The following is a 25,975-nucleotide window of genomic DNA, read 5'->3' on the forward strand; positions in this document are numbered from 1 at the left end:
TCAGCACCTCCCCCTGGAAGGCGCAACCCATATGGAAATGCAATGGTGGATCTGGCTGCTGTTCGGCATCGGGCTGATCCTGTTGGAACTGGTCCTGCCGACATTCTTCATCCTCTGGTTCGGCATCGGTGCCGTGCTGGTCGCGCTGGTTGCCCTGGCCGCGCCCAGCCTGGCCCTGGACATGCAGGTACTGCTGTGGGTGGTGCTGTCATCGGCCACCACCGCACTGTGGTTCAAGCTGTTCCGGCGCAAGCAGCCGGATGTGCGCTGGACCGCCGACAGCGTGATCGGCGAAGTGGGCCTGCTGACCGCCGCGGTGTCGGAGTTCCACAAGGGCCGCGTGCGCTTCCAGAAGCCGATCCTCGGCAATGAAGAATGGACCTGCATCGCCGACAGCGAAATCGCCGCCGGCGAGCGGGTGCGCCTGACCGCCATCGAGGGCAATACCGCCCGCGTCATCCGGGCCTGAAACCGCACAAAAAGGAATTTTGCATCATGACCAGCCTCATCGTCGTTGGCGCCATCGCGCTGTTCGTTCTGATCACCGTGTTCAAGGGGGTTCGCATCGTGCCCCAAGGCGAGGAATGGATCGTCGAGCGCCTGGGCCGCTACCACAGCACCCTCAAGCCCGGCCTGAACATCGTCATCCCGTACATGGACGTGGTCGCCTACCGCCTGCCCACCAAGGACATCATCCTCGATGTGCAGGAGCAGGAAATCATCACCAAGGACAACGCGGTGATCGTCGCCAATGCCCTGTGCTTCGCCAAGGTGGTCGACCCGCAGAAAGCCTCGTATGGCGTACAGAACTTCTCCTTCGCCGTCACCAGCCTGACCATGACCTCGCTGCGCGCGATCGTCGGTGCCATGGACCTGGACGAAGCGCTGTCCAGCCGCGAGCAGATCAAGGCACGCCTGCGCGAGGCGATGTCCGAGCAGACCGAAGACTGGGGCGTGACCGTGCGTTCGGTGGAAATCCAGGACATCAAGCCCTCGGAAAACATGCAACTGGCCATGGAGCGCCAGGCTGCCGCCGAACGGGAGCGCAAGGCCGACGTGACCCGTGCCGAAGGCGCCAAGCAGGCGGCCATCCTGGAAGCCGAAGCGCGCCTGCAAGCCGCCAGGCTGGACGCCGAGGCGCAAATCAGCCTGGCCGAGGCTTCGGCCCGGGCTATTTCGTTGGTCAAGGAAGCCGTGGGCAACGAAACCGTGCCGGCCATGTACCTGCTGGGTGAGCGCTATGTCGGGGCGATGGAAAACCTGGCCGGGAGCAACAATGCCAAGGTGGTGGTGTTGCCGGCGGACCTGCAGGAAACCGTGCGTGGGCTGATGGGGCGTGGCAAGGCTTGATAGCACCACGCGCTGCGTCACTTCACCGCACCCCGCGTATTTACCTATACTCCGCCTTACAATACCCACCACGATTCCTGACCGGATCTCTCCATGCCCCCACGTCGGCACATCGCCTGGATAGCCTGCCTTGCAGTGCTGTTCAACCTGCTGGCCATGCCGCTGTCCTCTGCCGCGCCCAAGGGCCCGGCCGAGCAGCTGCTGTGGGGGGCCTTCTGTTCCAGCATGGCCAACAAGGCCAAGGTCGATGTCCAGGCACTGGCCAAGATCGACCTGGGCCCGCAAAGCGACGACAGCGCCGCCTTGATGAACTGCTGGTGCTGCTCTGGCGCCGCGCCGCTGTTGGCCCTGCCGGCATACCCGCCGCAATTGCACAACCCGCCGACACTATTCGCCGGGCTGTTGCCGCCACCGGCTGACTACCAACCCACGCCGCGCCAGCTCTGGCCTGCGTTAAACCCTCGTGCCTCTCCGCTGGCCTGAGTTCCGTCGTTGACTGCCTGAACCTGAAACAGAACGGAGATTCACCATGCTCAAGCACGCCCTCGTCCTGGCCGCCCTGATGCTGCCTGGCGCTTTCGCCAATGCCCACGAATACAGCGTGGGTGACCTGCACATTGCCCACCCCTGGTCGCTGCAGTTGCCACCCAATGCGCCCAACGTGGCGGCGTATTTCGTGGTGCACAACAACGGCCAGGCCGACGACCGCCTGCTCAGCGTCAACAGCCCGATCAGCGATGATGCGCAACTGCACGAACATGCCATGAGCGCCAACGGCGCCATGAAAATGCAACAGGTACCCAGCGTGGTGGTGCCCGCCGGCAAGGACCTGACCTTCGCCCCCAGTGCCTACCACGTGATGCTGATGCAGCCCAAGGATCGCAGCCTGCTGGTCGACGGCAAGCGCTTCCCGTTGACCTTGCACTTCGAGAAGGCCGGCGATGTCACCGTCGAAGTGGCCGTGCAGAAGCAAGCGCCAGCGAACCAGCCGCAAGCGCACGAACACGCACACTGACCGCAGCTGACAGGCGCTGGCCATGAGCCTGCCCTCCCCCCGCATGCGCCGTACCACCCGCCCTGACCGCAGGCGCGCCGGTGGCGGATGGCTGAGCCTGTTCGCCATGTGGATGATCTTCATCGGCCCGCTGATTTCCCAGGCGATGCCGATGAACCACCACGCCGGCATGGCCATGCCGATGGACATGCCCATGCCGGCTGCCCATCAGCACGCTGGCGACAGCCATCACGGCCACGGCAGCGACGGCCAGCTGCATGTGATGTGGGAAAAGTGCGGCTACTGCAGCCTGTTGTTCAACTGCCCGGCCCTGCCGCAGGCCCTCAGCCCACTCAGCGCCGGCAGCGTCGTCCCCACCAGCCACCTGATTGCACCCACGCACCAGGGCCATGCCCGGCAGGCTGTATTCCCCGGTGCGCGCAGCCGTGCACCGCCTTCCTCGATCAGCACCTGAACCGACATTTTGTGCACGAAGCCAGCGGGCTTCGTGCTACCTCATGACTGATCGACTGGAATCATTATGTCTGGCTGCACCCCTGTTTTTGCCTTGTCCCTGCGTGGGACCATCGCCGCACTGTGCGGCTCGCTGCTTGCGCCGGTAGCCCTGGCCGCCGAGCTGAGCCCGACGGTCGTCACCGCCGTGGCACCGAGTTCGCCGTTGACCGTGGTCACCAACCCGAAAGACCCACGCCAGCCGGTGCCGGCCAGCGATGGCGCCGACTACCTGAAAACCATTCCCGGTTTCTCGGCGATCCGCGCCGGCGGTACCAACGGCGACCCGGTCCTGCGCGGCATGTTCGGCTCGCGCCTGAACATCCTCACCAATGGCGGGCTGATGCTCGGCGCCTGCCCCAACCGCATGGACGCGCCGACCTCCTACATTTCCCCCGAAACCTATGACCGGCTGACCGTTATCAAGGGCCCGCAGAGCGTGATCTGGGGGCCAGGCGGTTCGGCGGGCACGATACTGTTCGAACGCGAACCCGAGCAGTTCGGCAGCCTCGGCAGCCGGGTCAATGCCAGCCTGCTGGCCGGCTCCAACGGCCGTTTCGACAAAGTGCTGGATGCCGCTGCCGGGAACAGCCAGGCCTATGCACGGTTCGTCGGCAACCAGTCGCGCTCGGACGACTATCACGACGGTAACAACGACACCGTGCCGTCACGCTGGGACAAGTGGAACGGCGATGTCGCCCTGGGCTGGACGCCCGACCAGGACACCCTGCTGGAGCTGACTGCCGGCAAGGGCGATGGCGAAGCCCGCTACGCCGGGCGTGGCATGGACGGCTCGCAGTTCAAGCGCGAAAGCCTGGGCCTGCGCTTTGAAAAGTCCAACCTCGGCGAGGTGCTGGACACGCTTGAAGCGCAGGTCTACTACAACTACGCCGACCACGTGATGGACAACTACAGCCTGCGCACGCCCTCGGGCAGCGGCATGATGGGCATGCCCATGGTCAGCAACGTAGACCGCCGAACCCTGGGCGCACGCATCAAGGCCACCTGGCGCTGGGCCGACGTGCAACTGATCAGCGGCCTCGACGCGCAAACCAACGAGCACCGCCAGCGTGGCGGGATGGGCGTGGACGCGCACAAGGGCCAGGCCTGGACCAAGGACGCCGACTTCCACAACTACGGTGCCTTCAGCGAACTGACCTGGTACGCCACGGGTGAGGACCGCCTGGTCAGCGGTGCCCGCCTGGACCGCGCCTCGGCCCGCGACTTCCGCCAAGGCAGCGCCACCCAGGGCGACACCCGCGCGGCCACCCTGCCCAGCGGCTTCGTGCGCTACGAACATGACCTGGCAGGCCTGCCAGCCACCACCTACATTGGCCTGGGCCATGCCCAGCGCTTCCCCGACTACTGGGAGCTGTTTTCGCCCAAGCTGGCACCACCCGGTGCGGCCAACGCTTTCGACGGCATCAAGCCCGAGAAGACCACCCAGCTGGACTTCGGCATCCAGTACCGTAGCGAACGCCTGGAAGCCTGGGCCTCGGGTTATGTTGGGCAGATCCGTGACTACATCCTGTTCGACTACCGCCCCGGCATGATGGGCATGAGCACCTCGCAGGCCCAGAATGTCGATGCGCGTATCATGGGTGGCGAACTGGGCGCGGCCTACCAGCTGACCGAGCACTGGAAGGCCGATGCCAGCCTGGCGTACGCGTGGGGCAAGAACAGCAGTGACGGCAAGGCGCTGCCACAGATGCCCCCGCTGGAAAGCCGCCTGGGCCTGACCTACAGCCGTGATGTGTGGAGCGTCGGTGCGCTGTGGCGGCTGGTGGCGGCGCAGAACCGCATCGCCGAGAACCAGGGCAACGTGGTCGGCAAGGACTACGAAAAAAGCGCCGGCTTCGGCGTGTTCTCGCTCAACGGCGCCTACAAGGTCAACACCAACCTCAAGCTCAGCGCCGGGGTCGACAACCTGTTCGGCAAGGCATACGCCGAGCACCTGAACCTGGCCGGCAACGCCGGGTTCGGCTACCCGGCAAGCGACCCACAGCCGGTCAACGAGCCAGGCAGGACCTTCTGGACCAAGGTCGATTTCAGCTTCTGACACTAACCACGGGCGCAGCTTCGGTTGCGCCCATCTGCGGGTCAAAAGGAGGTTCCCATGAGAGGAACACGCATCAGTTTCTATAACCTGGCCTGGCGTTGGCACTTTTATGCGGGGCTGTTCGTGGCCCCCTTCATGATCCTGCTGGCCATCACCGGGATCATCTACCTGTTCAAGCCGCAACTCGACCCAGTGCTGTACCGCGATCTGATGGTGGTCGAAGCCGGCCATCATCGCCAGGCCGCCGATACGCTGCTGGCCGAGGTGCACCAGGCCTACCCCAAGGGCCACGTGGGCCAATACCTGCCACCGTTGAATGCCGAGCGCAGCGCGCAGTTCGTGGTGCATGACGGCGGGCGGGAATTGAACGTCTTCGTTGACCCTTACAGCGGCAAGGTCCTCGGCGAACAGGACGGCAAGCTGAACCTGCAGGCCATCGCCCGTGCCCTGCATGGCGAACTGATGGTCGGCACCGTCGGTGACCGTCTGGTGGAACTGGCTGCCGGCTGGGGCATCGTGCTGGTGGTCTCGGGCCTGTACCTGTGGTGGCCGCGCGGGCGCACCGGCGCAGGGGTAGTGTGGCCCCGGCTGTCGGCACGTGGCCGCCTGCTGTGGCGCGACCTGCATGCGGTAACCGGGTTCTGGGGTTCGGCCTTGCTGCTGTTGATGCTGCTCAGCGGCATGACCTGGACCGGCCTGTGGGGCAAGCAGTACGCCGAGCTGTGGAACCGCTTCCCGGCGGCCATGTGGACCAACGTGCCCAAGTCGGACCAGCAGGCAGGCGAACTGAACGACGCGCACCGCCAGACCGTGCCGTGGGCCATGGAAAATACGCCCATGCCGCAGTCTGGCGCGCATGCCGAACACGCCGGGCACCACATGATGTCGGCCAAACCGGCAGCGCCGCAGGTAAGCCTGCAGCAGGTCGAAGACATCGCCACCGCGCGGCAGGTCGAGCCGGGCTACAGCATTACCCTGCCCACCACCGCCGATGGGGTGTTCACCGTCGCCGTGTTCGCCGATGACCCGCGCAATGACGCCACCCTGCATGTCGACCAGTACACCGGCAAGGTGTTGGCCGACGTGCGCTGGCAGGACTACAGCCCGGTCGCCCGCGCCACCGAACTGGGGGTGATGCTGCATGAAGGCAGGATGTTTGGCGTGGTCAACCAGGTCATCATCCTGCTGGTGTGCCTGATGATCCTGCTGGGCTCGGTGAGCGGGCTGGTGATGTGGTGGAAACGCCGGCCCGAGGGCGGCCTGGGCGTACCGCCGCTGCGCCATGACCTGCCGCGCTGGAAGGCAGCGGTGGCGGTGATGCTGGTGCTGGGGGTGATGTTCCCGCTGGTGGGGGTGTCGATGGTAGTGATGTGGGCGGTGGACAGCCTGGTGGTGAGGCGCCGCCGGGTGTTGGCCAGCGCCTAATTGTGCGTGAGCGGTGAATGACAAGCTGAATGCCGTAGGTGCCTAGAGCACGAGTAGGAGCAGAAGCTGCCATTCACCGCTCCACTTGTGGGAGCGGACGTGCCCGCGAACACCGGCGCAGCCGGTGCCAGACACCGCGTCGCCTGCTTCGCGGGCTTGCCCGCTCCCACAATGAATCGCGCAGGCTTGTCAAATTTTGGGAAAGACCGTTGCTCCTACAACGAACTGCGTTGGCTTTGTAGAGAGGGCGGCACAGGCATCACACTGCTACCCAAATGCAGAGTCGATCTGTCACGCGCCGAATTGGGACGCCCGTGTTAGCCTAGCCGGCTACCTCTGACAAGAAGACTGACCTTTACAAGGGAATGCTGCCTATGACGCAAACCTCACCCACAGCGCCAGATGAACCGCATCTGCAGCGCAACCTGACCAACCGCCATATCCAGCTCATCGCCATCGGCGGCGCGATCGGCACCGGCCTGTTCATGGGCTCGGGCAAGACCATCAGCCTGGCCGGCCCATCGATCATCTTCGTCTACATGATCATCGGCTTCATGCTGTTCTTCGTCATGCGCGCCATGGGCGAGCTGCTGCTGTCGAACCTCAACTACAAGTCTTTCATCGATTTTTCCGCCGACCTGCTCGGGCCCTGGGCTGGCTACTTCACCGGGTGGACCTACTGGTTCTGCTGGGTGGTCACCGGCATCGCCGATGTGGTCGCCATCGCCGCCTATACACAGTTCTGGTTCCCCGACCTGCCGCAGTGGATACCCGCGCTGACTTGCGTGGCGCTGTTGCTGTCGCTGAACCTGGTAACGGTGAAAATGTTCGGTGAGCTGGAGTTCTGGTTCGCCCTGGTCAAGATCGTCGCCATCCTCGGCCTGGTCGCCACCGGCCTGTACATGGTCATCACCGGCTTCACCTCGCCCAGCGGGCGCACGGCGCAGCTGGCCAACCTGTGGAATGACGGCGGCATGTTCCCCAACGGGGTGATGGGCTTCTTCGCCGGCTTCCAGATCGCCGTGTTCGCCTTCGTCGGCATCGAGCTGGTCGGCACCACCGCTGCCGAAGCGAAAAACCCCGAGCGCACCCTGCCGCGGGCGATCAACTCGATCCCGGTACGCATCATCGTGTTCTATGTGCTGGCACTGATCGCGATCATGGCGGTGACCCCGTGGCGCGACGTGGTACCGGGCAAGAGCCCGTTCGTCGAGCTGTTCGTGCTGGCCGGCCTGCCGGCCGCGGCGAGCATCATCAATTTCGTGGTGCTGACGTCGGCCGCCTCGTCGGCCAACAGCGGCGTGTTCTCCACCAGCCGCATGCTGTACGGCCTGTCGCAGGAAGGTGATGCGCCCAGGGCGTTCGAGAAACTGTCCAGCCGCTCGGTACCTGCCAACGGCCTGTACTTCTCCTGCACCTGCCTGCTGCTGGGGGCGGTGCTGATTTACCTGGTGCCGAACGTGGTCGAGGCATTCACCCTGGTGACCACGGTGTCGGCGGTGCTGTTCATGTTCATCTGGACGCTGATCCTGCTGTCGTACCTGAAGTACCGCAAGCAACGGGCGGCGCTGCACCAGGCGTCGAAGTACAAGATGCCGGGCGGGCGCTTCATGTGCTACGTGTGCCTGGTGTTCTTTGCCTTCATCCTGGTGTTGCTGAGCCTGGAGGCCGACACCCGCTCGGCGCTGGTGGTAACGCCGATCTGGTTCCTGTTGCTGGCATCCACTTACCAGGGCGTGCGCAGCCGCCGTCAGCCGCGTTCCACAGTGCGCAACGGTTAATGACCTTGGGGGCTGCGTTGCAGCCCCAATCCTGTGCACGCAAACCCCACAAGCACCATGCTGGCCCGCGCCAACGCCCCAACACCTCGCACCACTGCTCTATCCCGCCCGTTTCGCCGTTAGGCACACCCCTTGCAAAGCTCCTCCCGCTTGCCCAACACATAAAAACCAGCGGAGAGAGCACATGAAGCGTCGCAGTCTGATCAAGGCCTTTACCCTCAGCGCATCGATTGCGGCAATGGGCCTGAGCTGGAGTATCCAGGCCGCCGAGACCATCAAGGTCGGCATCCTGCATTCGCTGTCGGGGACCATGGCCATTTCCGAGACGTCGCTCAAGGACATGGCGCTGATGACCATCGAGCAAATCAACGCCAAAGGCGGGGTCAACGGCAAGATGCTCGAACCGGTGGTGGTCGACCCGGCCTCCAACTGGCCGCTGTTCGCCGAGAAGAGCCGCCAGCTGCTGACCCAGGACAAGGTCGCGGTGGTGTTCGGCTGCTGGACCTCGGTGTCGCGCAAGTCGGTGCTGCCCGTGTTCGAGGAACTCAACGGCCTGCTGTTCTACCCCGTGCAGTACGAGGGTGAAGAGATGTCGCCAAACGTGTTCTACACCGGCGCCGCCCCCAACCAGCAAGCCATCCCCGCGGTGCAATACCTGATGAGCGAAGACGGCGGCAGCGCCAAGCGCCTCTTCCTGCTGGGCACCGACTACGTCTACCCTCGCACCACCAACAAGATCCTGCGGGCCTTCCTGCACAGCAAGGGCGTGGCCGACAAGGACATCGAAGAGGTGTACACGCCGTTCGGCCACGCCGACTACCAGACCATCGTCGCCAACATCAAGAAGTTCTCCGCAGGCGGCAAGACGGCGGTCATCTCCACGGTCAACGGCGACTCCAACGTGCCGTTCTACAAAGAACTGGCCAACCAGGGCCTGAAAGCCACCGACGTGCCGGTGGTGGCGTTCTCGGTGGGCGAAGAAGAGCTGCGCGGTATCGATACCAAGCCGCTGGTGGGCCACCTGGCGGCGTGGAACTACTTCGAGTCGGTGGATAACCCGGTCAACCAGAAGTTCGTCGCCGACTGGAAAGCCTACGCCAAGGCCAAAGGCCTGCCCGGTGCCGACAAGGCGGTAACCAACGACCCGATGGAGGCCACCTACGTGGGCATCCACATGTGGGCCCAGGCGGTCGAGAAAGCCAAGTCCACCGACGTGGACAAGGTCCGCGAGGCCCTGGCCGGCCAGACCTTCAAGGCACCGTCAGGCTTCACCCTGACCATGGACAAGACCAACCACCACCTGCACAAGCCGGTGATGATCGGCGAGATCCAGGATGACGGGCAGTTCAGCGTGGTCTGGGAAACCGAGCAGCCGCTGCGGGCGCAGCCATGGAGCCCGTTCATTCCGGGCAATGACAAGCGGCCAGATTACGCCGTGAAAGGTAACTGAGTGCAGGGGGCTGCTTTGCAGCCCATTCGCGGGCTTGCCCGCTCCCACAGGATCCCCACTGCCCTCTGGACCGGTGAAATCCCTGTAGAAGCGGGTTTACGCGCGAAGAATCCAACACCGATTTCCAGGATTGCCCGCATGCTCAGACTCCTGCTCACACTTCTGCTGCTAATGCCCTTGGCAACCCACGCCAGCGAGGGCGAATTCTTCCTCACCGCCAAGCCCGCGGAGCAGGCCCAAATGCTCGGAAACTGGGCAGCGCAACCCGATGCTGCACGCCTACCGCTGTTGGAAAACCTGCGCCAGGGCCGCATCGCCGCCGACGACACCCGCAAGCTGCGCCTGAACAACCGCCTGCGCGGCTTGATCGACAATGCCCTGGCCAGCCACCAGTTGCTCAGCGACGACAGCGACACCCGCCTGGCTGCCGCCCAGCAACTGCAAAAAAGCGCACAACCGGCGCAAATGGCGTTCCTCGACCGGCGCTTCGCCAGCGAGCCGGACGCTGCCGTACACGCAGCCCTGGGCCTGGCCCTGGCCAATTTGCAACTGGGCGCCAGCGACCCCACCGTACGCCTGGCCGCCGTACGCCTGCTGGGGGAGACCGGCGACCCGCTGGCCCGCACCCGCCTTGAAGCGCTGCTGCAACCCAACGCGGAAAGCGACCCGGGCGTGCGCACCGCTGCCGAAACCAGCCTGGCCCAGGTGCAGCGCAAGCTGCTGTTCGGCGAGCTGCTCGGCCAGGCGTTCAGTGGCCTGTCGCTGGGGTCGATCCTGCTGCTGGCGGCGCTCGGCCTGGCGATCACCTTCGGCCTGCTGGGCGTGATCAACATGGCCCATGGCGAGATGCTGATGCTCGGCGCCTACAGCACCTATATGGTCCAGGTGCTGGTGCAGCGTTATGCCCCGGGTGCCATCGAGTTCTATCCGCTGATCGCCCTGCCGGTGGCCTTCGCCATCAGCGCCGGGGTCGGCATGGCGCTGGAGCGCACGGTCATCCGCCATCTATATGGCCGCCCACTGGAAACCCTGCTGGCCACCTGGGGGATCAGCCTGATCCTGATCCAGGCCATCCGCCTGCTGTTCGGCGCGCAGAACGTCGAAGTCAGCAACCCGGCATGGTTGTCGGGCGGCATCCAGCTGCTGCCCAACCTGGTGCTGCCCTACAACCGCCTGGTGATCATCGGCTTCGCCCTGGCGGTGGTGCTGCTGACCTGGCTGCTGCTCAACCGCACGCGGCTGGGCCTGAACGTGCGGGCGGTGACCCAGAACCGCAACATGGCGGCATGCTGCGGTGTGTCTACCGGGCGCGTCGACATGCTGGCCTTCGGCCTTGGCTCGGGCATTGCCGGGCTGGGCGGCGTAGCCCTGAGCCAGGTGGGCAACGTCGGCCCGGACCTGGGCCAGAGCTACATCATCGACTCGTTCCTGGTGGTGGTGCTCGGCGGGGTCGGGCAACTGGCCGGTAGCCTGTGGGCGGCGTTCGGCCTTGGCATTGCCAACAAGCTGCTGGAACCCCAGATCGGCGCCGTACTCGGCAAGATCCTCATCCTTGCGTTGATCATTCTGTTCATCCAGAAGCGCCCGCAAGGCCTGTTCGCCCTCAAGGGACGGGTAATCGACTGATGAACCAGCCACTGCTAGTCACCGCTACGCAAAAGGCCGGGCCGCGCCTGTCGCTGGCCATCGGCGCCGTCGTCACCCTGCTGCTGGTCGCCCTGCCGCTGTTGTCGCTGCTCCCGGCGGATCACGCCTTGCAAGTGTCGGCCTATACCCTGACCTTGGTCGGCAAGATTCTCTGCTACGCCATCGTCGCCCTGGCCCTGGACCTGGTCTGGGGCTACGCCGGCCTGCTGTCACTGGGCCACGGCCTGTTCTTCGCCCTGGGCGGGTATGCCATGGGCATGTACCTGATGCGCCAGGCGGCCGGGGACGGCCTGCCCGGGTTCATGGCTTTTCTGTCGTGGACCGAGCTGCCATGGTACTGGGCCGGAACCCAGCATTTTGCCTGGGCCCTGTGCCTGGTGGTGCTGGCCCCCGGGCTGCTGGCGCTGGTGTTCGGTTGGTTCGCCTTCCGCTCGCGGATCAAGGGTGTGTACTTCTCGATCATGACCCAGGCCCTGACCTTCGCCGGCATGCTGTTGTTCTTCCGCAACGAAACCGGCTTCGGCGGCAACAACGGCTTCACCAACTTCCGCACCATTCTGGGCTTCGACATCACCGCGCAAGGTACCCGCGCCGTGTTGTTCCTGCTGACGGTCGGCCTGCTGCTGGCCAGCCTGTACCTGTGCTGGCGGCTGACCCGCAGCAAGTTTGGCCGCCTGCTGACCGCAGTGCGCGACGCCGAGAACCGGCTGATGTTCTGCGGCTACGACCCGCGCGGTTTCAAGCTGCTGGTATGGGTGCTCAGCGCCGTGCTGTGCGGCCTGGCCGGGGCGCTGTACGTGCCCCAGGTGGGCATCATCAACCCCAGCGAGATGTCACCGACCAACTCCATCGAAGCCGCCGTGTGGGTAGCCCTTGGTGGCCGTGGCACGCTGATCGGGCCGTTGCTCGGCGCCGGCCTGGTCAACGGCATGAAAAGCTGGTTCACCGTGGCCTTCCCGGAGTTCTGGCTGTTTTTCCTCGGTGCGCTGTTCATTCTCGTCACCCTGTACCTGCCCAAGGGCGTGGTCGGCCTGTTGAAAAAAAGGAGCCAGCCATGAGAGGCGTGCCCCCGGTGCATCCCGAATTCATGCTTGAACCGGTATTCGACCCGCTCGGCGCCGGCCGCGACGCCATTGGCCTGGGCCACACCCGCAAGGCGGGCCTGGATACCCGCCACGGCACGGTGCTGAGCCTGGAAGACATCAGTGTCAGCTTTGACGGTTTCAAGGCGCTGAACGCGCTCAACCTGTACATCGGGGTGGGTGAGTTGCGCTGCATCATCGGCCCCAATGGCGCCGGCAAGACTACCCTGATGGACGTGATCACCGGCAAGACCCGCCCAGACAGCGGCACGGCCTACTTTGGCGACACCCTCGACCTGACCCGCCTGGGCGAGTACCAGATCGCCCAAGCCGGGATTGGCCGCAAGTTCCAGAAACCCACGGTGTTCGAGGCGCTGACGGTGTACGAGAACCTGGAGCTGGCGCTGAAGACCGACAAATCGGTATGGGCCAGCCTGGCTGCGCGCCTGAGCGGCGAGCAGCGCCAGCGCATCGAAGAGGTACTGACCACCTTGCGCCTGCTGCCGCTGGCCCAGCGCCAGGCGGGCCTGCTGTCGCACGGGCAGAAGCAGTTCCTCGAAATCGGCATGCTGCTGGTACAAGAGCCGCAGTTGCTGTTGCTGGATGAACCCGTGGCGGGCATGACCGATGCCGAGACCGAGTTCACCGCCGAGCTGTTCAAGGGCTTGGCCGGCAAGCATTCGCTGATGGTGGTCGAGCACGACATGGGGTTCGTCGGCAGCATCGCCGACCACGTGACCGTGCTGCACCAGGGCAGTGTGCTGGCAGAAGGGTCGCTGGAGCAGGTGCAGGCGGATGAGCGGGTGGTCGAGGTGTACCTGGGCCGCTAGACAGGGATACCTGTGCCGGCCTATTCGCGGGTAAACCCGCTCCCACAGGTAATGCACAAGTCTTGAAATCTGTGCGGTCCCTGTAGGAGCGGGTTCACCCGCGAATAGGCCGGCACAGGCACAGCAACACTTTCAGGAACACCAACATGCTCAAGATCGACGCCCTGCACCAATACTACGGCGGCAGCCACATTCTGCGCGGCCTCTCCTTCGAAGCCAAAGTCGGCGAAGTGACCTGCCTGCTGGGCCGCAACGGGGTCGGCAAGACTACCCTGCTGCGCTGCCTGATGGGGCTGGTGCCCGCCCGGGATGGCAGCATCGAATGGGAAGGCAAGCCGATTACCGCGCTCAAACCCCAGCAACGCGTACACGCCGGCATCGCCTACGTGCCCCAGGGCCGTGAGATTTTCCCGCGCCTGACCGTCGAGGAGAACCTGCTGATGGGCCTGTCGCGTTTCCCCGCGCGGGAGGCCCGCGAAGTGCCAGCCTTCATCTACGAGCTGTTCCCGGTGCTTGAGCAAATGAAGCAGCGCCGGGGCGGCGACCTGTCTGGCGGGCAGCAGCAACAGCTGGCCATCGGCCGCGCCCTGGCCAGCCGGCCGCGCCTGCTGATCCTCGACGAACCGACCGAAGGCATCCAGCCGTCGGTTATCAAGGAAATCGGCGCCGTCATCCGGCGCCTTGCCGCACGGGGGGACATGGCGATCCTGCTGGTGGAGCAGTTCTACGATTTTGCCGAAGAGCTGGCCGACCAGTACCTGGTCATGGCCCGTGGCGAGATCGTGCAGCGCGGGCGCGGCGAAAACATGCAAGCCGAGGGTGTGCGCGGCCTGGTAACCATTTAACCTGCAAGCACCGTACTTGCGAGACCCTGTCATGAGTTACCAGCTGCGCGATGCCCTGCCCGCCGACGTGCCGGGCATCCTCGATATCTACAACGACGCCGTGCGCACTACCACGGCGATCTGGAACGAAACCCCGGTAGACCTGGCCAACCGCCAGGCCTGGTTCGAAGCACGTGCGCAGCAGGGCTATCCGATCCTGGTGGCTGTGGATGACACGGGCGTGCTGGGCTATGCCTCATTTGGCGACTGGCGGCCGTTCGAGGGTTTCCGCCTGACCGTGGAGCACTCGGTGTACATCCGCGGCGACCAGCGGGGCAAGGGGCTGGGGGCGGTGTTGATGGCGGCGCTGATCGAGCGTGCACAAGGCTGCGGCAAGCATGTGATGGTCGCGGCCATCGAAAGTGGCAATGCGGCGTCGGTCCGCCTGCACGAGCGGCTGGGTTTCGTGGTGACCGGGCAGATGCCCCAGGTTGGCGTGAAGTTCGGCCGCTGGCTGGATTTGACCTTCATGCAGCGGGTACTGAACCCGGGAGCTGAACCAGGCTGAAATGCGGCCGCTTGTGGGAGGGCCCTTTCGCGACACAAGGCCACTCCCACAAAGGCCGGCGCGCAAGCCTACATCTGGGTAAACCTGCCCAGCCGCTGCTTCAACATGCTGTTCTCGCTGCGCAGCTGCTGCACTTCCTGCAACAGCTCCAGCGCCAGCGCCACCCCTTCCCACTCCAGCTCCAGTTCCCGGTGCAGCTTGGCCGCGCGCTTGGCCAACAACGGCGCCTGATCGTCAAACAGCCAGTCCTCTGGCGTTCGGCCAGAAGGCTCGACAATGCCGTGTTCGACGATTTCGATCACGCAGTCCGCCGTGACATCGGCTTCCTGACACAGGGTACGCATGTCCAGTTGAACGATCAGGGTGCTGCTCATGATCACTTACTCCATTGTGTCCTCGGGTTGAACGCCGCTTTCTCGGCGAGCTTTGCCCACAGTTCGCGGGCAGACTCGTCGGATGCCGGCGGCATCACCACCTTCAGCTGTGCATACAGGTTACCGCGCTCACCGTTCTTGCTCGCCAGGCCTTTGCCCGGTACACGCAGGCGCTGGCCGCTCTGGCTGTCCGGGCGGATGGTGAGGTTGATTTTGCCGTCCAGGGTGGGTACCGCAACCTTGGTGCCCAGCGCAGCCTCCCATGGCGCCAGCGGCACGGTGATGATCAGGTCATGGCCTTCAACATCGAACAGTGGGTGCGGTGCCATGCGAATGGTCAGGAACAGGTCGCCATTGGCCCCGCCGCCACTGCCCGGCGCGCCCTGGCCCTTGAGGCGGATACGCTCGCCATCGGTGACCCCGGCCGGAATCTTCACGTTCAGGGTTTTGGTGGTGAAACCGGTGCGCTGGCCCATGGCATTGGTTTGCGGCACCTGGAAGCTGATCTGCTTGGACTCCTTGCTCAGGGTTTCTTCAAGGAATACGGCCAATTCAAGTTCCACGTCCTGCCCCCGCCTGCCGGCACTGCGTTGCTGCTGCCGGCCACCACCGAAGGGGTTGCCACCACGGTTGCCGAATATCGAGCTGAAGAAGTCGGAGAAATCGCCGCCCTCGAAGCCGCCACCGCCACCGCGGTTTTCCCAGCCCGGTGGCGCCTGGAATGGCCGGCCGTGCTGGCCGCCATACTTGCGGATCTCATCGAACTCGGCGCGTTTCTGCGCGTCGCCCAGCACCTCGTAGGCCTCATTGGCCTCTTTGAATTTTTCCTCGGCGTCGCGTTCCTTGCTGACATCGGGGTGGTACTTGCGTGCCAGCTTGCGGTACGCGGCCTTGATCGCCTTCTCGTCCGCCGTGGGCTCTACGCCAAGTATCTTGTAATAGTCTTTGAAGTCCATCTGTGGATCACCAATGTGAAAGTGCGTGTTGCAACTGAAGATGCTACTGAAGATAGGGGTCAAGCATAGCCTTTCAAGACCGCCTTGGCTTTGCTCCATCGCAGACGACTGGTCTTGATTCTGTAGCCAACTGGCATAAACTGCGCGGCCGTTTTGCCTCCGGAAGCCTTTTCCCATGTCTGACGTAACCCCGGCCCGTGCCCTGGGCATCGACTTTGGCACCTCCAACTCCACGGTTGGCTGGCACCGCCCTGGGGTCGAGTCGCTGATCGCCCTGGAAGATGGCAAGATCACCTTGCCCTCGGTGGTGTTCTTCAACATTGAAGAGCGGCGCCCGGTCTATGGCCGCCTGGCACTGCACGAGTACCTGGAAGGCTACGAAGGCCGCCTGATGCGCTCGCTGAAAAGCCTGCTGGGCTCCAAGCTGATCAAGCACGACACCAGCGTGCTGGGCAGTGCCTTGCCGTTCAAGGACCTGCTGGGCATGTTCATCGGCGAGCTGAAAAAGCGTGCCGAGGCGGCCGCGGGCCGCGAGTTCGACCAGGTCGTGCTGGGGCGCCCGGTATTCTTCGTCGACGAAGACCCGGCCGCCGACCAGGAGGCCGAGGACACCCTGGCCGAGGTGGCACGCAAGCTCGGCTTCAAGGACGTGTCGTTCCAGTACGAACCGATTGCCGCCGCGTTCGACTACGAGTCGACCATCAGCCGCGAAGAGCTGGTACTGATTGTCGACATTGGCGGGGGTACCTCGGACTTCACCTTGATCCGCCTGTCGCCAGAGCGCCACCTGCTGGCCGAGCGCCAGGGCGACATCCTGGCCACGGGCGGCGTGCACATCGGCGGTACCGACTTCGACAAGCAGCTGAGCCTGCAGGGCGTGATGCCGCTGTTCGGCTACGGCAGCCGCATGAAAAGCGGCGCCCTGATGCCGACCAGCTACCACCTCAACCTGGCCACCTGGCACACCATCAACGCGCTGTACTCGCAGAAGTCGCAGCTGGCGCTGGGCAGCATGCGCTACGACATCGAGGACAGCTTCGGCATCGACCGGCTGTTCAAGCTGATCGAGCAGCGTGCCGGGCACTGGCTGGCGATGGAAGTGGAAGCCAGCAAGATCGAACTGACCGAGCGCGACAGCCGCCGCATCGACCTGCACCGGGTCGAGCCTGAACTGTCTGCCGAACTGACCCGGGTGCTGTTCGAAGAGGCCATTGAGGGGTTGCTGGAGCGTGTGCGCGGCAGCGTGAGCGAGCTGCTGGCCAAGGCCGGGGTGAGCGAAGGCCAGGTCGACACGGTGTTCTTCACCGGTGGTTCCAGCGGGATTCCGGCATTGCGCAACAGCGTGTCGGCGATGTTGCCCAATGCGCGGCATGTGGAGGGCAATATCTTTGGCAGTATTGGTAGTGGGCTGGCGATCGAAGCGCGCAAGCGGTACGGATAAGCTACAAGCTACAAGCTACAAGCTACAAGCTACAAGCTACAAGCTGAGAGGTGTTAGTGCATCTATAGGTGCTCAGCTTGCAACTTGCAACTTGCAACTTGCAACTTGTAGCTTGCCGCTTGTAGCTTGCCGCTTCAAACCAGCTCGGCCCGCTTCAGCTCACTTTTCAGGTAGGCATAGTAGATCGGCCCCGCCACCACCCCAGGGAGCCCGAACGCCGCCTCGAACACCAACATCGCCAGCAGCAGCTCCCACGCCTTGGCGCTGATCTGCCCACCCACGATACGGGCGTTGAGGAAGTACTCGACCTTGTGGATGACGATCAGGTAGCCCAGCGCCGCCGCCGCCACCCAGATCGACAGCGACAAGCCGACGATGGTGATCAGGGTGTTGGACATCAGGTTGCCGATCACCGGCAGCAGCCCCAGCAGGAAGGTCAGTACGATCAGCGTCTTGGTCAGCGGCAGGTGCACCCCGAACAGCGGCATCACCACTGCCAGGAAAATGCCGGTAAAGGCCGTGTTGAGCAGCGAAATCTTGATCTGGGCGAAGACGATGTTGCGAAACGCCTGTACCAGCAAGGCCAGGCGCTCGAACAATGCCGCCGCCAACGGCTTGCGCCGGGACACATCGGGAATGCGCTGCAAGGCAATGATGGCGCCGAGGATCATGCCGATCAGCAGCGTGACGAACATGTGCGCCATGCCCTTGCCGACCAGTTGCAGGTCGCTGAGGTGGCTTTTGATCCAGTCGCCGATGGCGACCTTGAATTCGGCAGCACTGGCGGGCAGGTAGGCTTCGATGAACGGCGGCAGCTGGCTGCGGGCCTGTTCGACCAGGGCCATGAACTTGTCCAACGAGGCGCCGGGGTTTTCCGCCTCGTGCAGCAGGAAGCTGAACGCGCCGGCAATCAGCAGGCTCAGGCTGAGCACCACCAGCGTGCCCAGCAGCGCCACCGCCAGCCAGCGCGCGCGTTGCCCGGCCAGCAGGGGTTGCAGGCGCGGGGTCAGCATGTTGACCAGTTCAAATACCAGCAAGCCGGCCAGCAGGCTGGGCAATAACTTCAGCGGCAAAGCTAGCAGCAGGCCGGCCATGACGATGATCAGGCTGGCCAAGGTAATCTGACGCGGGGTAAAGGTCATACAGCCTCGAAGGCAGACAGCGGGAATGCCCGCAGTCTGCCAGCCTTGACGGCGCAGGCATAGGCGTAGGTCACTTCTTCTTCAGGCAGTCACTCATGAACGCTTTGCGCTCGTCCCCCTTCAGGGCTTTGGTGGTGGCGTCGGCGTTACAGGTTTTCATCTTTTCCTGCTGGGTTTGCGGGGCGCTCTTCTTCAGGCAGGTGCTCATGAAGGCCTTGCGCTCATCACCCTTGAGGGCCTTGGCGGTGGCGTCGGCATTGCAGGTTTTCATTTTCTCCTGCTGCGCGGTGTTGGCAGCGAAGCCTTGGGCGCTGAACATCAACGCCAGGGCCAGTAACGGGATGTGCAGCACTTTCATGGAGTGGTCTCCTGGGCTCCGTGCCCGATGCACGGGTGTCGAGGTGAGAGTGTAGCCAAGAATTTCAGCCCCCAGCCCCCCCACATCCGCCGTTAAAGGCCTGCCGCCTTGAGCCGCGCGGCGTGTTCGGTGAACAGCCGCACCGGCTCGGCACCCCGCCCTACGGCGCCGAACTGCTGGTTGACGATATCCAGGTGGTCGAGCGGGTAATCGTCACCGATCACCTGCCCCAAGTGCGAGCTGAAGCGCCCCACCATACCGTCGCACTGGCCCTTTTCCCTGACGAAGCTGCGGGCGAACAGGCGGCAGAAACGGTTGCTGCCATCGAAGCGGTTGCGCCCCCGGTCGGTCAGCCCGGGCTGCAAGGTGCCGGACCATGAGTAATAGCGTACTCCGTTGACTTCATGGGCGCCTTCCCCGCCCCAGGTGGCCGGCAAGCCCTGTGGGTAAGCCTGGTTGAACAGTGCCACCCCGGCGCTGGTCAGCGACTGATGCGAGGCATGCACATCCACCGGCAACGGGTCGCGCCGCCAACCGGTTTCCAGCCACCCCAGCACCACGGCAAAGGCATGCAGCACCGCCCTCAGCATACGCCCCTGGGGCGAATTCCCCGGCGCTGTGCGTTGCAGGTAGTCGGCCAGCTCCGAGCCATGGTTGGGCCCGGCCACCGAGGTGACCGATGCCACCCTGGCTGGCCGCCTGGCGGCTGCATAACGCGCACTCAGGGCGCCTTGGCTGTGGCCGATGAGGTTGACCCTGGCGGCGCCTGTGCGCCTGCAGATGTCTTCGATGATGGTCAGCAGTTGCTCGCCGCGCACCTCACTGCTGTGCAGCGGCGAAACCTGTACCGGGAACACCCGCGCGCCCCCTTTGCGCAAGGCCGGGACAATACCGAACCAGTAGGGATAGAACCCCGCCCGGACGAACCCGAGCATCCCTGGCACCAGTACCAAGGGGTATTGCGTAGCCAAATCCTGCTGCATTGCCCCTGACCCTTTGCGTGGAGGTTTGGCCAACCCTACAGCGGCTTTCGTGGGCATCGCAATCGAACTCCTAGCGCGCGCTGTTGTTCAAAACCACACAGACCCTTTGCAAGGAGCGGGACCATGTACAAGCAGACCCTGGCAATCCTTCTGGCAAGCGCCACCCTGGCCGCCTGCGGCAGCCGCCCGGAAAACCCGGTCGACTACGTCACCTACCGTGACGAACCGCTGGTCAAGCAGGTGGAGCACGGCATGACCATGCAGAAGGTCATCGCCATTGGCGGTAGCCCATCGAATGTGATCGACCTGCCGCACGGGGGCACCTGCAACGACTACATTCTTAACCACGATGGCAAGCAACAACCGTATTACGTGCGTTTCGACGCCACCGGCCATGTTGATGCCAAGGGCTTCAAAACCTGTAAACAACGCGAAGAAGACAGCGAGGCCGTTCACGGCGCGTAAGTCTCACCCTGCATGCCACGACCACCCTGATGCTTTCGGAGATGAATATGAGTGCTACAGAACTGACCGATGTAAAAACCCTGCGCGAACGTGCCCGCCAGCATGTTGAGCAAGGCGCCGTGACCGAGGGTTACCACGCCGACCGCGAACAGATCCTGCGCCTGCTGAACGAGTCCCTGGCCACCGAGCTGGTGTGTGTGCTGCGTTACAAGCGCCACTACTTCATGGCCAGCGGTATCAAGGCAAGCGTTGCCGCGAGCGAATTCCTTGAGCATGCCAACCAGGAAGCCGAGCACGCTGACAAGCTGGCTGAGCGCATCGTGCAGTTGGGCGGCGAGCCGGATTTCAACCCCGACAACCTGACCAAGAACTCACATGCTCAGTATGTGGCCGGTAACTCCCTGAAGGAGATGGTGCTGGAAGACCTGGTCGCTGAGCGCATCGCAATCGACAGCTACCGCGAAATCATCCAGTACATCGGCGACAAAGACCCTACCACCCGCCGCATCTTCGAAGACATCCTGGCGCAGGAAGAAGAGCACGCAGACGACATGTCCGACTTGCTGCAAGGCTTGTAAGGACCAGGGGGCGCTTAGCGGAATGCCAGTCAGTTAAGCGTTACTGGGGCTGCTTTGCAGCCCTTCGCGGGCACGCCCGCTCCCACAGGTTTGGCGCTGAACTCAAGGCATGCGCGATTACCTGTAGGAGCGGGCGTGCCCGCGAAGGGTCGCAAAGCGGCCCCAAATTACTTAACTGACTGGCATTAGGTGCTTAGCGCCCCTTGTAAGGGCGGGTTCACCCGCGAAGAGGCCGGGCCTACCGGCGGCTCTCTCCTGGCCATTCACCGTCGCCTCCGCCACCGCATTCGCGGGTAAACCCGCACCTCAAACAGCGCCCGCGGGTGGCAATGGCCGGCAACACAGCTAGCTGCTATTTACGCCCTTTCACCGCAGCGGGTGCCTTGCCTGCCTTCATCTGCTGCAACAACGGTGTGCACTGGTTCGGATCATCGCCACTGCTGGGTGCAATCAGCGCCAGCAAACCGGCTGCAGGCCCTGCCACAACCCCCAACGCCACCATGCCCGCACCGCGCAACGCCAAGGGCACCGCCTGTACACCCGCATTGGGTTTGGCAAATGGCCCGCGTACATACAGCGGCGAACGCAGCGAGAACAGCCGCAGCCCTTTCGATTCAGGGGTGATCTTCAGGTCCAACTGCTCACTGGCAAAATTCGCCGTGCCATTGATATAGATGATCGCGTTCTCGGTGTCGAAGATGAACAGCCGGGTCGAGGCCAAGCCGTCCTTGATGCCAACATCGGCCGCCGCGCAGTTGATCTGCACGTCCTCATCGCCAAACAGCTTGCCGACCACATAGTTGCCCACGTTCAAACCCGCAATCTCCATCAGGCTGCGGCTGATGGCGCCATCGTTGACCAACATGCGCAGGTCGCCATTGGCCGTGCCTAGCAGGGCAGCGACGGAATTGCCACGGCCACTGATATCGGCATCGCCATTGAGCTCACCAAAACTGGTCTGCATGGGCGCGAAACCGGGGAACAATTGCTTGAGCTTGAAGCCACGGGCGGTCAACTGTGCCCGCCCTTGCAGCGGCACGCTGCGCCCATCCAGGCGAATGTTGGAGGCCAGGTTGCCACCGGCCACGCCAAACCGCAGCGGCTCCAGGCGTAGCAGCCCGTCATCGAGAATCACATGCGCCGCCAGGTCGTTGAACGGCAGTTGCGCACTGTGCACGATGCGCTTGCCGGCAAAGGTGACGTCGGCGTCCATGGCGCCCCAGCGATCGGTGCGGAACTCTTCCACCGGCAGCACCTTGCCGGCCGGTTGCTTGCTGGCCCCGCCACGGGCCTTCTGCTCGGCATTGGAGTCAGCGCCGATCAGCGGCGCCAGGTCCTTGAACAGCAGCTGGTTGGACACCAGCTTGCCCGTCAGCTTGGGCCGTGGCTGGCTGGCGACGAAGGCCAGGTCGCCGTGGATGTCGCTGTCGCCGATCTTGCCGTTGAAACCCTCGTACTTGAAACGCGCACCTTCGGCTGCATGCAGGTTGGCGCTGAGCCGGCCGTCCGTGGAATAGGCCGGGGTGTCGGGCAAGGTCACCCCCGTCAAGGGGTAGAGGTTGCCCAGGCTGGCGCCCGACAGGCGCAGGCGCAGGTCAAGGGCACCCAGGTTGCGTGGGTCGGTCAGGGTGCCGGCAAGTACCACGTGCGTATCGGCAATGCGCACGTCGGCCTGCAACGGGAACGGCTGGGTGGCGTCCTGCAGCGCCAGCAGGCCACCGATCTTGCCGGTGCCAGACACCGGCTGCCCCTTGTAGCGGCCCTGGGCCTTGAAAGCAAAGGCGTAATCCTGCGCTCCGCCGGCTTTTTCAGCGCTGGCCTTGCCAACGATTTCGCTGAAGGGGATTGGCTTGCCCAATGGGTCAACCTGCACCTTCATGCGGGTTTTCAAGGTCTGGTCGTCGAAGCTGACATTGCCTTGGTCAAAGCCGATGGCACCAATGTCCAACTGCCATTTGGACGGTGCCTCGTTTTCGTCCTTCGGCCCGAAATCGAATGTCCAGTTGGCCCGGCCATCTGCCAACCGGGTCAGGCTGGCCGTGGGCTTGGTCAGGTTGATGCGCGGAATGCTGATCTTCTGCACCAATAGCGCAAGTGGCGCCAGGCGGAACTCTACGCGCTCCAGGCCCACCATCTTCGGCTCCTGCAACCACTCCGGGTTGCCCAGGGTCAGGTCTTCGGCGGTGAAGTGCGGCCATGGCACCCAGGCACGCCAACCGCCTTCTTCTGGCTCGGTACGCCAATGCACGGCGAGGTTGCCGTTGATTGCGAACGGCCGATGCAAGGCCTCGGACACCTTCTCGTTGAGCAACGGCTTGACGCGGTTCCAGTCGAAGGTGGCGATCACCACTACCAGTATTGCCAGCAGCGTGAGCAGGGTGGCGAGGGTCCAGACGAGGATTCTGGCGGGACGCGTCATTGCGTGATTCTCCTTGCGGGGCTCGAAACAGGCGCGGCGGGGCACTTAGTATCTGGGACTGATGAAAACCCGTGGGGTTTTATCGGGAGCGTCATCTTAGCGAAGTTTTTCCTGGCCATTCGCTCAGCAAATCGTGGCGCGGCCGCGCTCATGTTACCCCACAACAGCCTCGGCATTTTGCCATCAACGAGCCTGCAAGGCGCTTAACAGAGCGCTCGCCGAGCTCTATCAATATGGTCGATTGTTACCATTACCCGTATGAACTTCTCTCTGGCGTTACCCGGCGTAGCATTGGCTTCGTACCCACTTTCCAGCCCCCGAAAGGAGCACCGAATCATGAAACGCCAACTGCTGACCCTGACCCTGTCCATCCTGGCCGCCAACGCCTTTGCCCTGCCAGCGGCAGAACAACACCTCACTGCGGAATCGCGTTCGAGCGCTGTCGAAATTGCCCAACCGCTGAAAACAGTCGCCGAAGGTGGCTCGGACCGCCTGATCGAACAATCCGGCCGCGTGGCCGAAGGTGGTTCGGACCGCCTCATCGAACAGTCCGGCCGCGTGGCCGAAGGTGGCTCGGATCGCCTGATCGAACAATCTGGCCGCGTGGCCGAAGGTGGTTCGGATCGCCTCATCGAACAGTCCGGCCGCGTAGCCGAAGGTGGTTCGGATCGCCTCATCGAACAGTCCGGCCGCGTGGCCGAAGGTGGTTCGGATCGCCTGGTTGCAATCAGCCACGTGAGCTGATTGCCATGGCTGAAAAGAACAACCTGTGTCACACCGCTTGCTCCCCTCCCAGCCCGGTCATTGACCGGGCTTCGTTTTTTTAACTAGAGTGCCCAGCCTCACCGTCACAGAAGCCCGCACCATGCTGCCGCGCGCCGAACAGAAGCTACAGACTCGCCAGGCCCTGCTCGATGCCGCCTGCCAGCTCATGGAAAGTGGCCGGGGCTTTGGCAGCATCAGCCTGCGCGAAGTGGCGAAAACAGCCGGCATCGTGCCAACCGGCTTCTACCGGCATTTCCCGGATATGGACGCCCTGGGCCTGGCCCTGGTGGCCGAGATCGATACCACCTTCCGCCAGACCATTCGCCTGGTCCGCCACAACGAATTCGAGCTGGGCGGCATCACCGACGCCTCGGTGCGCATCTTTCTCGATGTAGTCGCCGCCCACCGCGCACTGTTTCTGTTCCTGGCGCGGGAACAGTATGGTGGGTCACAGCCGGTGCGCCAGGCCATTGCCCGCCTGCGTCAGAACATAAGCGACGACCTGGCCACCGACCTTGCGCGCATGAAACGCTGGCAGCACCTGGACAGCGCGGCGCTGACGGTGATGGCCGACCTGGTGGTGAAAACGGTGTTCGCCACCCTGCCCGAGCTGATCGACAGCCCAGAAGCGGGTTATCCACAGGCCCTGTCGCCACAGGAAAAGATCACTCAGCAGTTGCGCTTCATCTTCGTCGGGGCGCGGCATTGGCAAGGGTTAGGCAACCCGGGCTGATCGCCTTTCGCTCAACCCCGCCCGGCCAGCCGGGCAAGCGCACCACCGGCTACCGAAAACCCCACTTCTGCTACCATGGCGCCCTGCCCGACAGCCACGAGCGCCGACATGTCCGACCCCCGCCCTACCCTGCCCGCACTGGCCCGTTTCAACCAGCACTTCGCCGAGCGCATCGTGCCAATGTGGCAAGGCCCTGGCTGGAATGCCGACATGGCACTGCCCTACGAAGCCCTCGACGCCCAGCACCGGCCGTTACCGGTACAGCGCTACCGGGCCATGGCCTGCGCCCGCCAGCTGTACCTGTTCAGCAGCCGCATCGAACAACCGGGCGCCGCCGAGCGTGCAGCCGCGCTGTTCCGCTCGTTGCAGAAGCACTTTCACGACGCGGAGCACGGGGGCTGGTTCTACAGCATTGATGCCCAGGGCAACCCGCTGGACCGGCGCAAGGACCTGTATACCCACGCCTTCATCGTCTTTGCCTGCGCGCATTACTGGGGCAAGGTCGGCGAAAGCCTGGTGGAATCCACACTCAATGCCGGCCTCGACATCATCGACCAGCAGTTCGCCAGGGACGATGGCCTGTACGAAGCAAGCCTGGGCGAGGATTGGGCAGACCTGGGCAGCGGGCCCCTGCAGAATCCACAGATGCACCTGGCCGAGGCCTTCCTGCAGGTACTGGCTGTTCGCGACGACGAACATACCCGGCAGTCACTGCTGCAACTGTGTGCAGCACTCCAGGCGCATTTCGTCGAACCGGCCCATGGGCTGATGCTGGAGAAACCGCGCGGGGCTGTGGATAACTGGTACGAGCCTGGCCACCAGTTCGAATGGTTCTACCTCTTGCACACCTCCCCGCTGCTGCGAGATACGCCGCTGCATGCCTCGATCGACCGGGCGTTCAGCTACGCCGAACAACAAGGGGTGCAGGGTGGCGCAGTGCTCGCCATGCTGGGCGTGGACGGCCAGGTGCTGGACGCCACCCAGCGCATCTGGGCACAGGCGGAGTACCTGCGTGCGCTGGTGCTGCGCGCTGGCGGTGAAGCCAGGTTGCCTGAACAGTTGCAGGTGCTGGAAGCGCGGTTCCTGCGCGAGGCTGGCTGGTACGAATGCCGGGATGGCGAGGGTGCCGTCAGCCGGCATGACATGCCTTCGACTACGCCCTACCACCTGGCAACTTGCCTGGAAGGCTTGCAGCGCCTGAGCTGAAGCCTTCGCGGCTGTGGCCGCCGAGCGGCCCT

At 63.9% G+C, this 25,975-nt stretch carries 26 protein-coding genes; 20 read left to right on the forward strand and 6 right to left on the reverse strand.

The genetic code is table 11. From position 1 onward, the window contains the following. The first annotated feature begins 31 nt into the window (after positions 1 to 31). From QME24_RS18235 to QME24_RS18300, 14 genes are all read left to right on the forward strand, one after another. A complete protein-coding gene (locus QME24_RS18235) occupies positions 32 to 469 on the forward strand; it encodes an NfeD family protein (protein WP_110676679.1) in 438 nt (145 codons plus the stop codon). Between the two features lie 26 nt (positions 470 to 495). After that, a complete protein-coding gene (locus QME24_RS18240; protein ID WP_009683275.1) occupies positions 496 to 1,350 on the forward strand; it encodes an SPFH domain-containing protein in 855 nt (284 codons plus the stop codon). Between the two features lie 93 nt (positions 1,351 to 1,443). Next, positions 1,444 to 1,833, forward strand: a complete 390-nt coding sequence (locus QME24_RS18245; RefSeq protein WP_054904938.1) for a DUF2946 domain-containing protein — start codon at positions 1,444 to 1,446, stop codon at positions 1,831 to 1,833. A gap of 46 nt (positions 1,834 to 1,879) precedes the next feature. Then, on the forward strand, positions 1,880 to 2,365 hold the full coding sequence (locus QME24_RS18250) for a copper chaperone PCu(A)C (RefSeq protein ID WP_029885705.1): 486 nt from the start codon (positions 1,880 to 1,882) through the stop codon (positions 2,363 to 2,365). Positions 2,366 to 2,387: 22 nt separating this feature from the next. Further along, complete coding sequence (locus QME24_RS18255; protein ID WP_054904939.1) at positions 2,388 to 2,819, forward strand: DUF2946 domain-containing protein; 432 nt, start codon at positions 2,388 to 2,390, stop codon at positions 2,817 to 2,819. Between the two features lie 66 nt (positions 2,820 to 2,885). Then, positions 2,886 to 4,916 (forward strand): TonB-dependent copper receptor, encoded by a 2,031-nt coding sequence (locus tag QME24_RS18260; protein WP_173891230.1) that lies wholly within the window; start codon positions 2,886 to 2,888, stop codon positions 4,914 to 4,916. A gap of 57 nt (positions 4,917 to 4,973) precedes the next feature. Continuing rightward, on the forward strand, positions 4,974 to 6,341 hold the full coding sequence (locus QME24_RS18265) for a PepSY domain-containing protein (RefSeq protein WP_054904941.1): 1,368 nt from the start codon (positions 4,974 to 4,976) through the stop codon (positions 6,339 to 6,341). Positions 6,342 to 6,715: 374 nt separating this feature from the next. Next, complete coding sequence (gene cycA / locus QME24_RS18270; protein ID WP_280091400.1) at positions 6,716 to 8,122, forward strand: D-serine/D-alanine/glycine transporter; 1,407 nt, start codon at positions 6,716 to 6,718, stop codon at positions 8,120 to 8,122. A gap of 184 nt (positions 8,123 to 8,306) precedes the next feature. Then, complete coding sequence (gene urtA, locus QME24_RS18275) at positions 8,307 to 9,572, forward strand: urea ABC transporter substrate-binding protein (RefSeq protein ID WP_280091399.1); 1,266 nt, start codon at positions 8,307 to 8,309, stop codon at positions 9,570 to 9,572. Between the two features lie 171 nt (positions 9,573 to 9,743). Continuing rightward, on the forward strand, positions 9,744 to 11,198 hold the full coding sequence (urtB, locus tag QME24_RS18280; RefSeq protein WP_280091407.1) for an urea ABC transporter permease subunit UrtB: 1,455 nt from the start codon (positions 9,744 to 9,746) through the stop codon (positions 11,196 to 11,198). After that, entirely contained in the window at positions 11,198 to 12,277 is a 1,080-nt protein-coding gene (gene urtC / locus QME24_RS18285) for an urea ABC transporter permease subunit UrtC (protein ID WP_009683284.1), read from the forward strand. Before urtB ends, urtC begins: the two co-directional genes overlap by 1 nt. Further along, on the forward strand, positions 12,274 to 13,131 hold the full coding sequence (urtD, locus tag QME24_RS18290) for an urea ABC transporter ATP-binding protein UrtD (protein ID WP_029885711.1): 858 nt from the start codon (positions 12,274 to 12,276) through the stop codon (positions 13,129 to 13,131). Before urtC ends, urtD begins: the two co-directional genes overlap by 4 nt. A gap of 146 nt (positions 13,132 to 13,277) precedes the next feature. After that, the gene (gene urtE, locus QME24_RS18295) at positions 13,278 to 13,976 is read left to right on the forward strand and encodes an urea ABC transporter ATP-binding subunit UrtE (protein ID WP_232892823.1); all 699 of its coding nucleotides are present in this window, start codon (positions 13,278 to 13,280) and stop codon (positions 13,974 to 13,976) included. Positions 13,977 to 14,007: 31 nt separating this feature from the next. After that, positions 14,008 to 14,523, forward strand: coding sequence for a GNAT family N-acetyltransferase (locus tag QME24_RS18300; protein ID WP_029885713.1), 516 nt, complete (start codon positions 14,008 to 14,010; stop codon positions 14,521 to 14,523). 68 nt (positions 14,524 to 14,591) lie between these two features. On the opposite strand, the gene QME24_RS18305 is transcribed toward QME24_RS18300, so the two are convergent. Continuing rightward, positions 14,592 to 14,897: a chaperone modulator CbpM gene (locus QME24_RS18305; protein WP_009683288.1), complete on the reverse strand. Its 306-nt coding sequence runs from the start codon at positions 14,895 to 14,897 to the stop codon at positions 14,592 to 14,594. A 2-nt stretch (positions 14,898 to 14,899) separates the two neighbouring features. Continuing rightward, entirely contained in the window at positions 14,900 to 15,853 is a 954-nt protein-coding gene (gene cbpA, locus QME24_RS18310) for a curved DNA-binding protein (RefSeq protein WP_054904944.1), read from the reverse strand. Between the two features lie 175 nt (positions 15,854 to 16,028). Between cbpA and QME24_RS18315 the strand changes: the two genes are divergently transcribed. Further along, positions 16,029 to 17,294: an Hsp70 family protein gene (locus tag QME24_RS18315; RefSeq protein ID WP_029885714.1), complete on the forward strand. Its 1,266-nt coding sequence runs from the start codon at positions 16,029 to 16,031 to the stop codon at positions 17,292 to 17,294. A 134-nt stretch (positions 17,295 to 17,428) separates the two neighbouring features. Here QME24_RS18315 and QME24_RS18320 read toward each other — a convergent pair whose 3' ends face one another. The 3 genes from QME24_RS18320 to QME24_RS18330 form a co-directional block, all read right to left on the reverse strand. After that, the gene (locus QME24_RS18320; RefSeq protein ID WP_009683291.1) at positions 17,429 to 18,436 is read right to left on the reverse strand and encodes a membrane protein; all 1,008 of its coding nucleotides are present in this window, start codon (positions 18,434 to 18,436) and stop codon (positions 17,429 to 17,431) included. 70 nt (positions 18,437 to 18,506) lie between these two features. Then, positions 18,507 to 18,794, reverse strand: a complete 288-nt coding sequence (locus QME24_RS18325) for a PsiF family protein (protein WP_029885715.1) — start codon at positions 18,792 to 18,794, stop codon at positions 18,507 to 18,509. A gap of 92 nt (positions 18,795 to 18,886) precedes the next feature. Further along, a complete protein-coding gene (locus QME24_RS18330) occupies positions 18,887 to 19,777 on the reverse strand; it encodes a triacylglycerol lipase (protein WP_280091398.1) in 891 nt (296 codons plus the stop codon). A gap of 123 nt (positions 19,778 to 19,900) precedes the next feature. On the opposite strand from QME24_RS18330, the gene osmE reads away from it, so the two are divergent. Next, on the forward strand, positions 19,901 to 20,242 hold the full coding sequence (gene osmE / locus QME24_RS18335; RefSeq protein ID WP_009683294.1) for an osmotically-inducible lipoprotein OsmE: 342 nt from the start codon (positions 19,901 to 19,903) through the stop codon (positions 20,240 to 20,242). Between the two features lie 47 nt (positions 20,243 to 20,289). After that, on the forward strand, positions 20,290 to 20,820 hold the full coding sequence (locus QME24_RS18340; protein WP_009683295.1) for a ferritin-like domain-containing protein: 531 nt from the start codon (positions 20,290 to 20,292) through the stop codon (positions 20,818 to 20,820). 352 nt (positions 20,821 to 21,172) lie between these two features. On the opposite strand, the gene QME24_RS18345 is transcribed toward QME24_RS18340, so the two are convergent. Beyond that, positions 21,173 to 23,239, reverse strand: a complete 2,067-nt coding sequence (locus QME24_RS18345; RefSeq protein ID WP_280091397.1) for an AsmA family protein — start codon at positions 23,237 to 23,239, stop codon at positions 21,173 to 21,175. Between the two features lie 336 nt (positions 23,240 to 23,575). Between QME24_RS18345 and QME24_RS18350 the strand changes: the two genes are divergently transcribed. The 3 genes from QME24_RS18350 to QME24_RS18360 all read left to right on the forward strand — a co-directional run bounded on the left by QME24_RS18350 (position 23,576) and on the right by QME24_RS18360 (position 25,943). Further along, the gene (locus tag QME24_RS18350; protein WP_054904947.1) at positions 23,576 to 23,983 is read left to right on the forward strand and encodes a hypothetical protein; all 408 of its coding nucleotides are present in this window, start codon (positions 23,576 to 23,578) and stop codon (positions 23,981 to 23,983) included. A 121-nt stretch (positions 23,984 to 24,104) separates the two neighbouring features. Beyond that, positions 24,105 to 24,737 carry a TetR family transcriptional regulator gene (locus QME24_RS18355; RefSeq protein WP_009683298.1) on the forward strand — a complete coding sequence of 211 codons (633 nt, stop codon included), beginning with the start codon at positions 24,105 to 24,107 and terminating at the stop codon, positions 24,735 to 24,737. A gap of 108 nt (positions 24,738 to 24,845) precedes the next feature. Further along, the gene (locus QME24_RS18360) at positions 24,846 to 25,943 is read left to right on the forward strand and encodes an AGE family epimerase/isomerase (protein ID WP_029885719.1); all 1,098 of its coding nucleotides are present in this window, start codon (positions 24,846 to 24,848) and stop codon (positions 25,941 to 25,943) included. Positions 25,944 to 25,975: the final 32 nt, after the last annotated feature.

This window comes from Pseudomonas sp. PARCl1 (genome assembly GCF_947311875.1).
In the GTDB taxonomy this organism is placed as follows: Bacteria; Pseudomonadota; Gammaproteobacteria; order Pseudomonadales; family Pseudomonadaceae; genus Aquipseudomonas; species Aquipseudomonas juntendi.

What these genes read in the sequence shown, in the direction of transcription:
- QME24_RS18300 (WP_029885713.1), top strand. Translation starts at nt 14,008, where the DNA reads ATGAGTTACCAGCTGCGCGATGCCCTGCCCGCCGACGTGCCGGGCATC.
- QME24_RS18255 (WP_054904939.1), top strand. Translation starts at nt 2,388, where the DNA reads ATGAGCCTGCCCTCCCCCCGCATGCGCCGTACCACCCGCCCTGACCGC.
- urtC (WP_009683284.1), top strand. Translation starts at nt 11,198, where the DNA reads ATGAACCAGCCACTGCTAGTCACCGCTACGCAAAAGGCCGGGCCGCGC.
- QME24_RS18250 (WP_029885705.1), top strand. Translation starts at nt 1,880, where the DNA reads ATGCTCAAGCACGCCCTCGTCCTGGCCGCCCTGATGCTGCCTGGCGCT.
- cycA (WP_280091400.1), top strand. Translation starts at nt 6,716, where the DNA reads ATGACGCAAACCTCACCCACAGCGCCAGATGAACCGCATCTGCAGCGC.
- QME24_RS18235 (WP_110676679.1), top strand. Translation starts at nt 32, where the DNA reads ATGGAAATGCAATGGTGGATCTGGCTGCTGTTCGGCATCGGGCTGATC.
- cbpA (WP_054904944.1), bottom strand. Translation starts at nt 15,853, where the DNA reads ATGGACTTCAAAGACTATTACAAGATACTTGGCGTAGAGCCCACGGCG.
- QME24_RS18330 (WP_280091398.1), bottom strand. Translation starts at nt 19,777, where the DNA reads ATGCAGCAGGATTTGGCTACGCAATACCCCTTGGTACTGGTGCCAGGG.
- QME24_RS18345 (WP_280091397.1), bottom strand. Translation starts at nt 23,239, where the DNA reads ATGACGCGTCCCGCCAGAATCCTCGTCTGGACCCTCGCCACCCTGCTC.
- QME24_RS18355 (WP_009683298.1), top strand. Translation starts at nt 24,105, where the DNA reads ATGCTGCCGCGCGCCGAACAGAAGCTACAGACTCGCCAGGCCCTGCTC.
- urtB (WP_280091407.1), top strand. Translation starts at nt 9,744, where the DNA reads ATGCCCTTGGCAACCCACGCCAGCGAGGGCGAATTCTTCCTCACCGCC.
- QME24_RS18325 (WP_029885715.1), bottom strand. Translation starts at nt 18,794, where the DNA reads ATGAAAGTGCTGCACATCCCGTTACTGGCCCTGGCGTTGATGTTCAGC.
- QME24_RS18340 (WP_009683295.1), top strand. Translation starts at nt 20,290, where the DNA reads ATGAGTGCTACAGAACTGACCGATGTAAAAACCCTGCGCGAACGTGCC.
- QME24_RS18360 (WP_029885719.1), top strand. Translation starts at nt 24,846, where the DNA reads ATGTCCGACCCCCGCCCTACCCTGCCCGCACTGGCCCGTTTCAACCAG.
- QME24_RS18265 (WP_054904941.1), top strand. Translation starts at nt 4,974, where the DNA reads ATGAGAGGAACACGCATCAGTTTCTATAACCTGGCCTGGCGTTGGCAC.
- QME24_RS18305 (WP_009683288.1), bottom strand. Translation starts at nt 14,897, where the DNA reads ATGAGCAGCACCCTGATCGTTCAACTGGACATGCGTACCCTGTGTCAG.
- urtD (WP_029885711.1), top strand. Translation starts at nt 12,274, where the DNA reads ATGAGAGGCGTGCCCCCGGTGCATCCCGAATTCATGCTTGAACCGGTA.
- urtA (WP_280091399.1), top strand. Translation starts at nt 8,307, where the DNA reads ATGAAGCGTCGCAGTCTGATCAAGGCCTTTACCCTCAGCGCATCGATT.
- QME24_RS18260 (WP_173891230.1), top strand. Translation starts at nt 2,886, where the DNA reads ATGTCTGGCTGCACCCCTGTTTTTGCCTTGTCCCTGCGTGGGACCATC.
- QME24_RS18350 (WP_054904947.1), top strand. Translation starts at nt 23,576, where the DNA reads ATGAAACGCCAACTGCTGACCCTGACCCTGTCCATCCTGGCCGCCAAC.
- QME24_RS18245 (WP_054904938.1), top strand. Translation starts at nt 1,444, where the DNA reads ATGCCCCCACGTCGGCACATCGCCTGGATAGCCTGCCTTGCAGTGCTG.
- QME24_RS18315 (WP_029885714.1), top strand. Translation starts at nt 16,029, where the DNA reads ATGTCTGACGTAACCCCGGCCCGTGCCCTGGGCATCGACTTTGGCACC.
- QME24_RS18320 (WP_009683291.1), bottom strand. Translation starts at nt 18,436, where the DNA reads ATGACCTTTACCCCGCGTCAGATTACCTTGGCCAGCCTGATCATCGTC.
- QME24_RS18240 (WP_009683275.1), top strand. Translation starts at nt 496, where the DNA reads ATGACCAGCCTCATCGTCGTTGGCGCCATCGCGCTGTTCGTTCTGATC.
- osmE (WP_009683294.1), top strand. Translation starts at nt 19,901, where the DNA reads ATGTACAAGCAGACCCTGGCAATCCTTCTGGCAAGCGCCACCCTGGCC.
- urtE (WP_232892823.1), top strand. Translation starts at nt 13,278, where the DNA reads ATGCTCAAGATCGACGCCCTGCACCAATACTACGGCGGCAGCCACATT.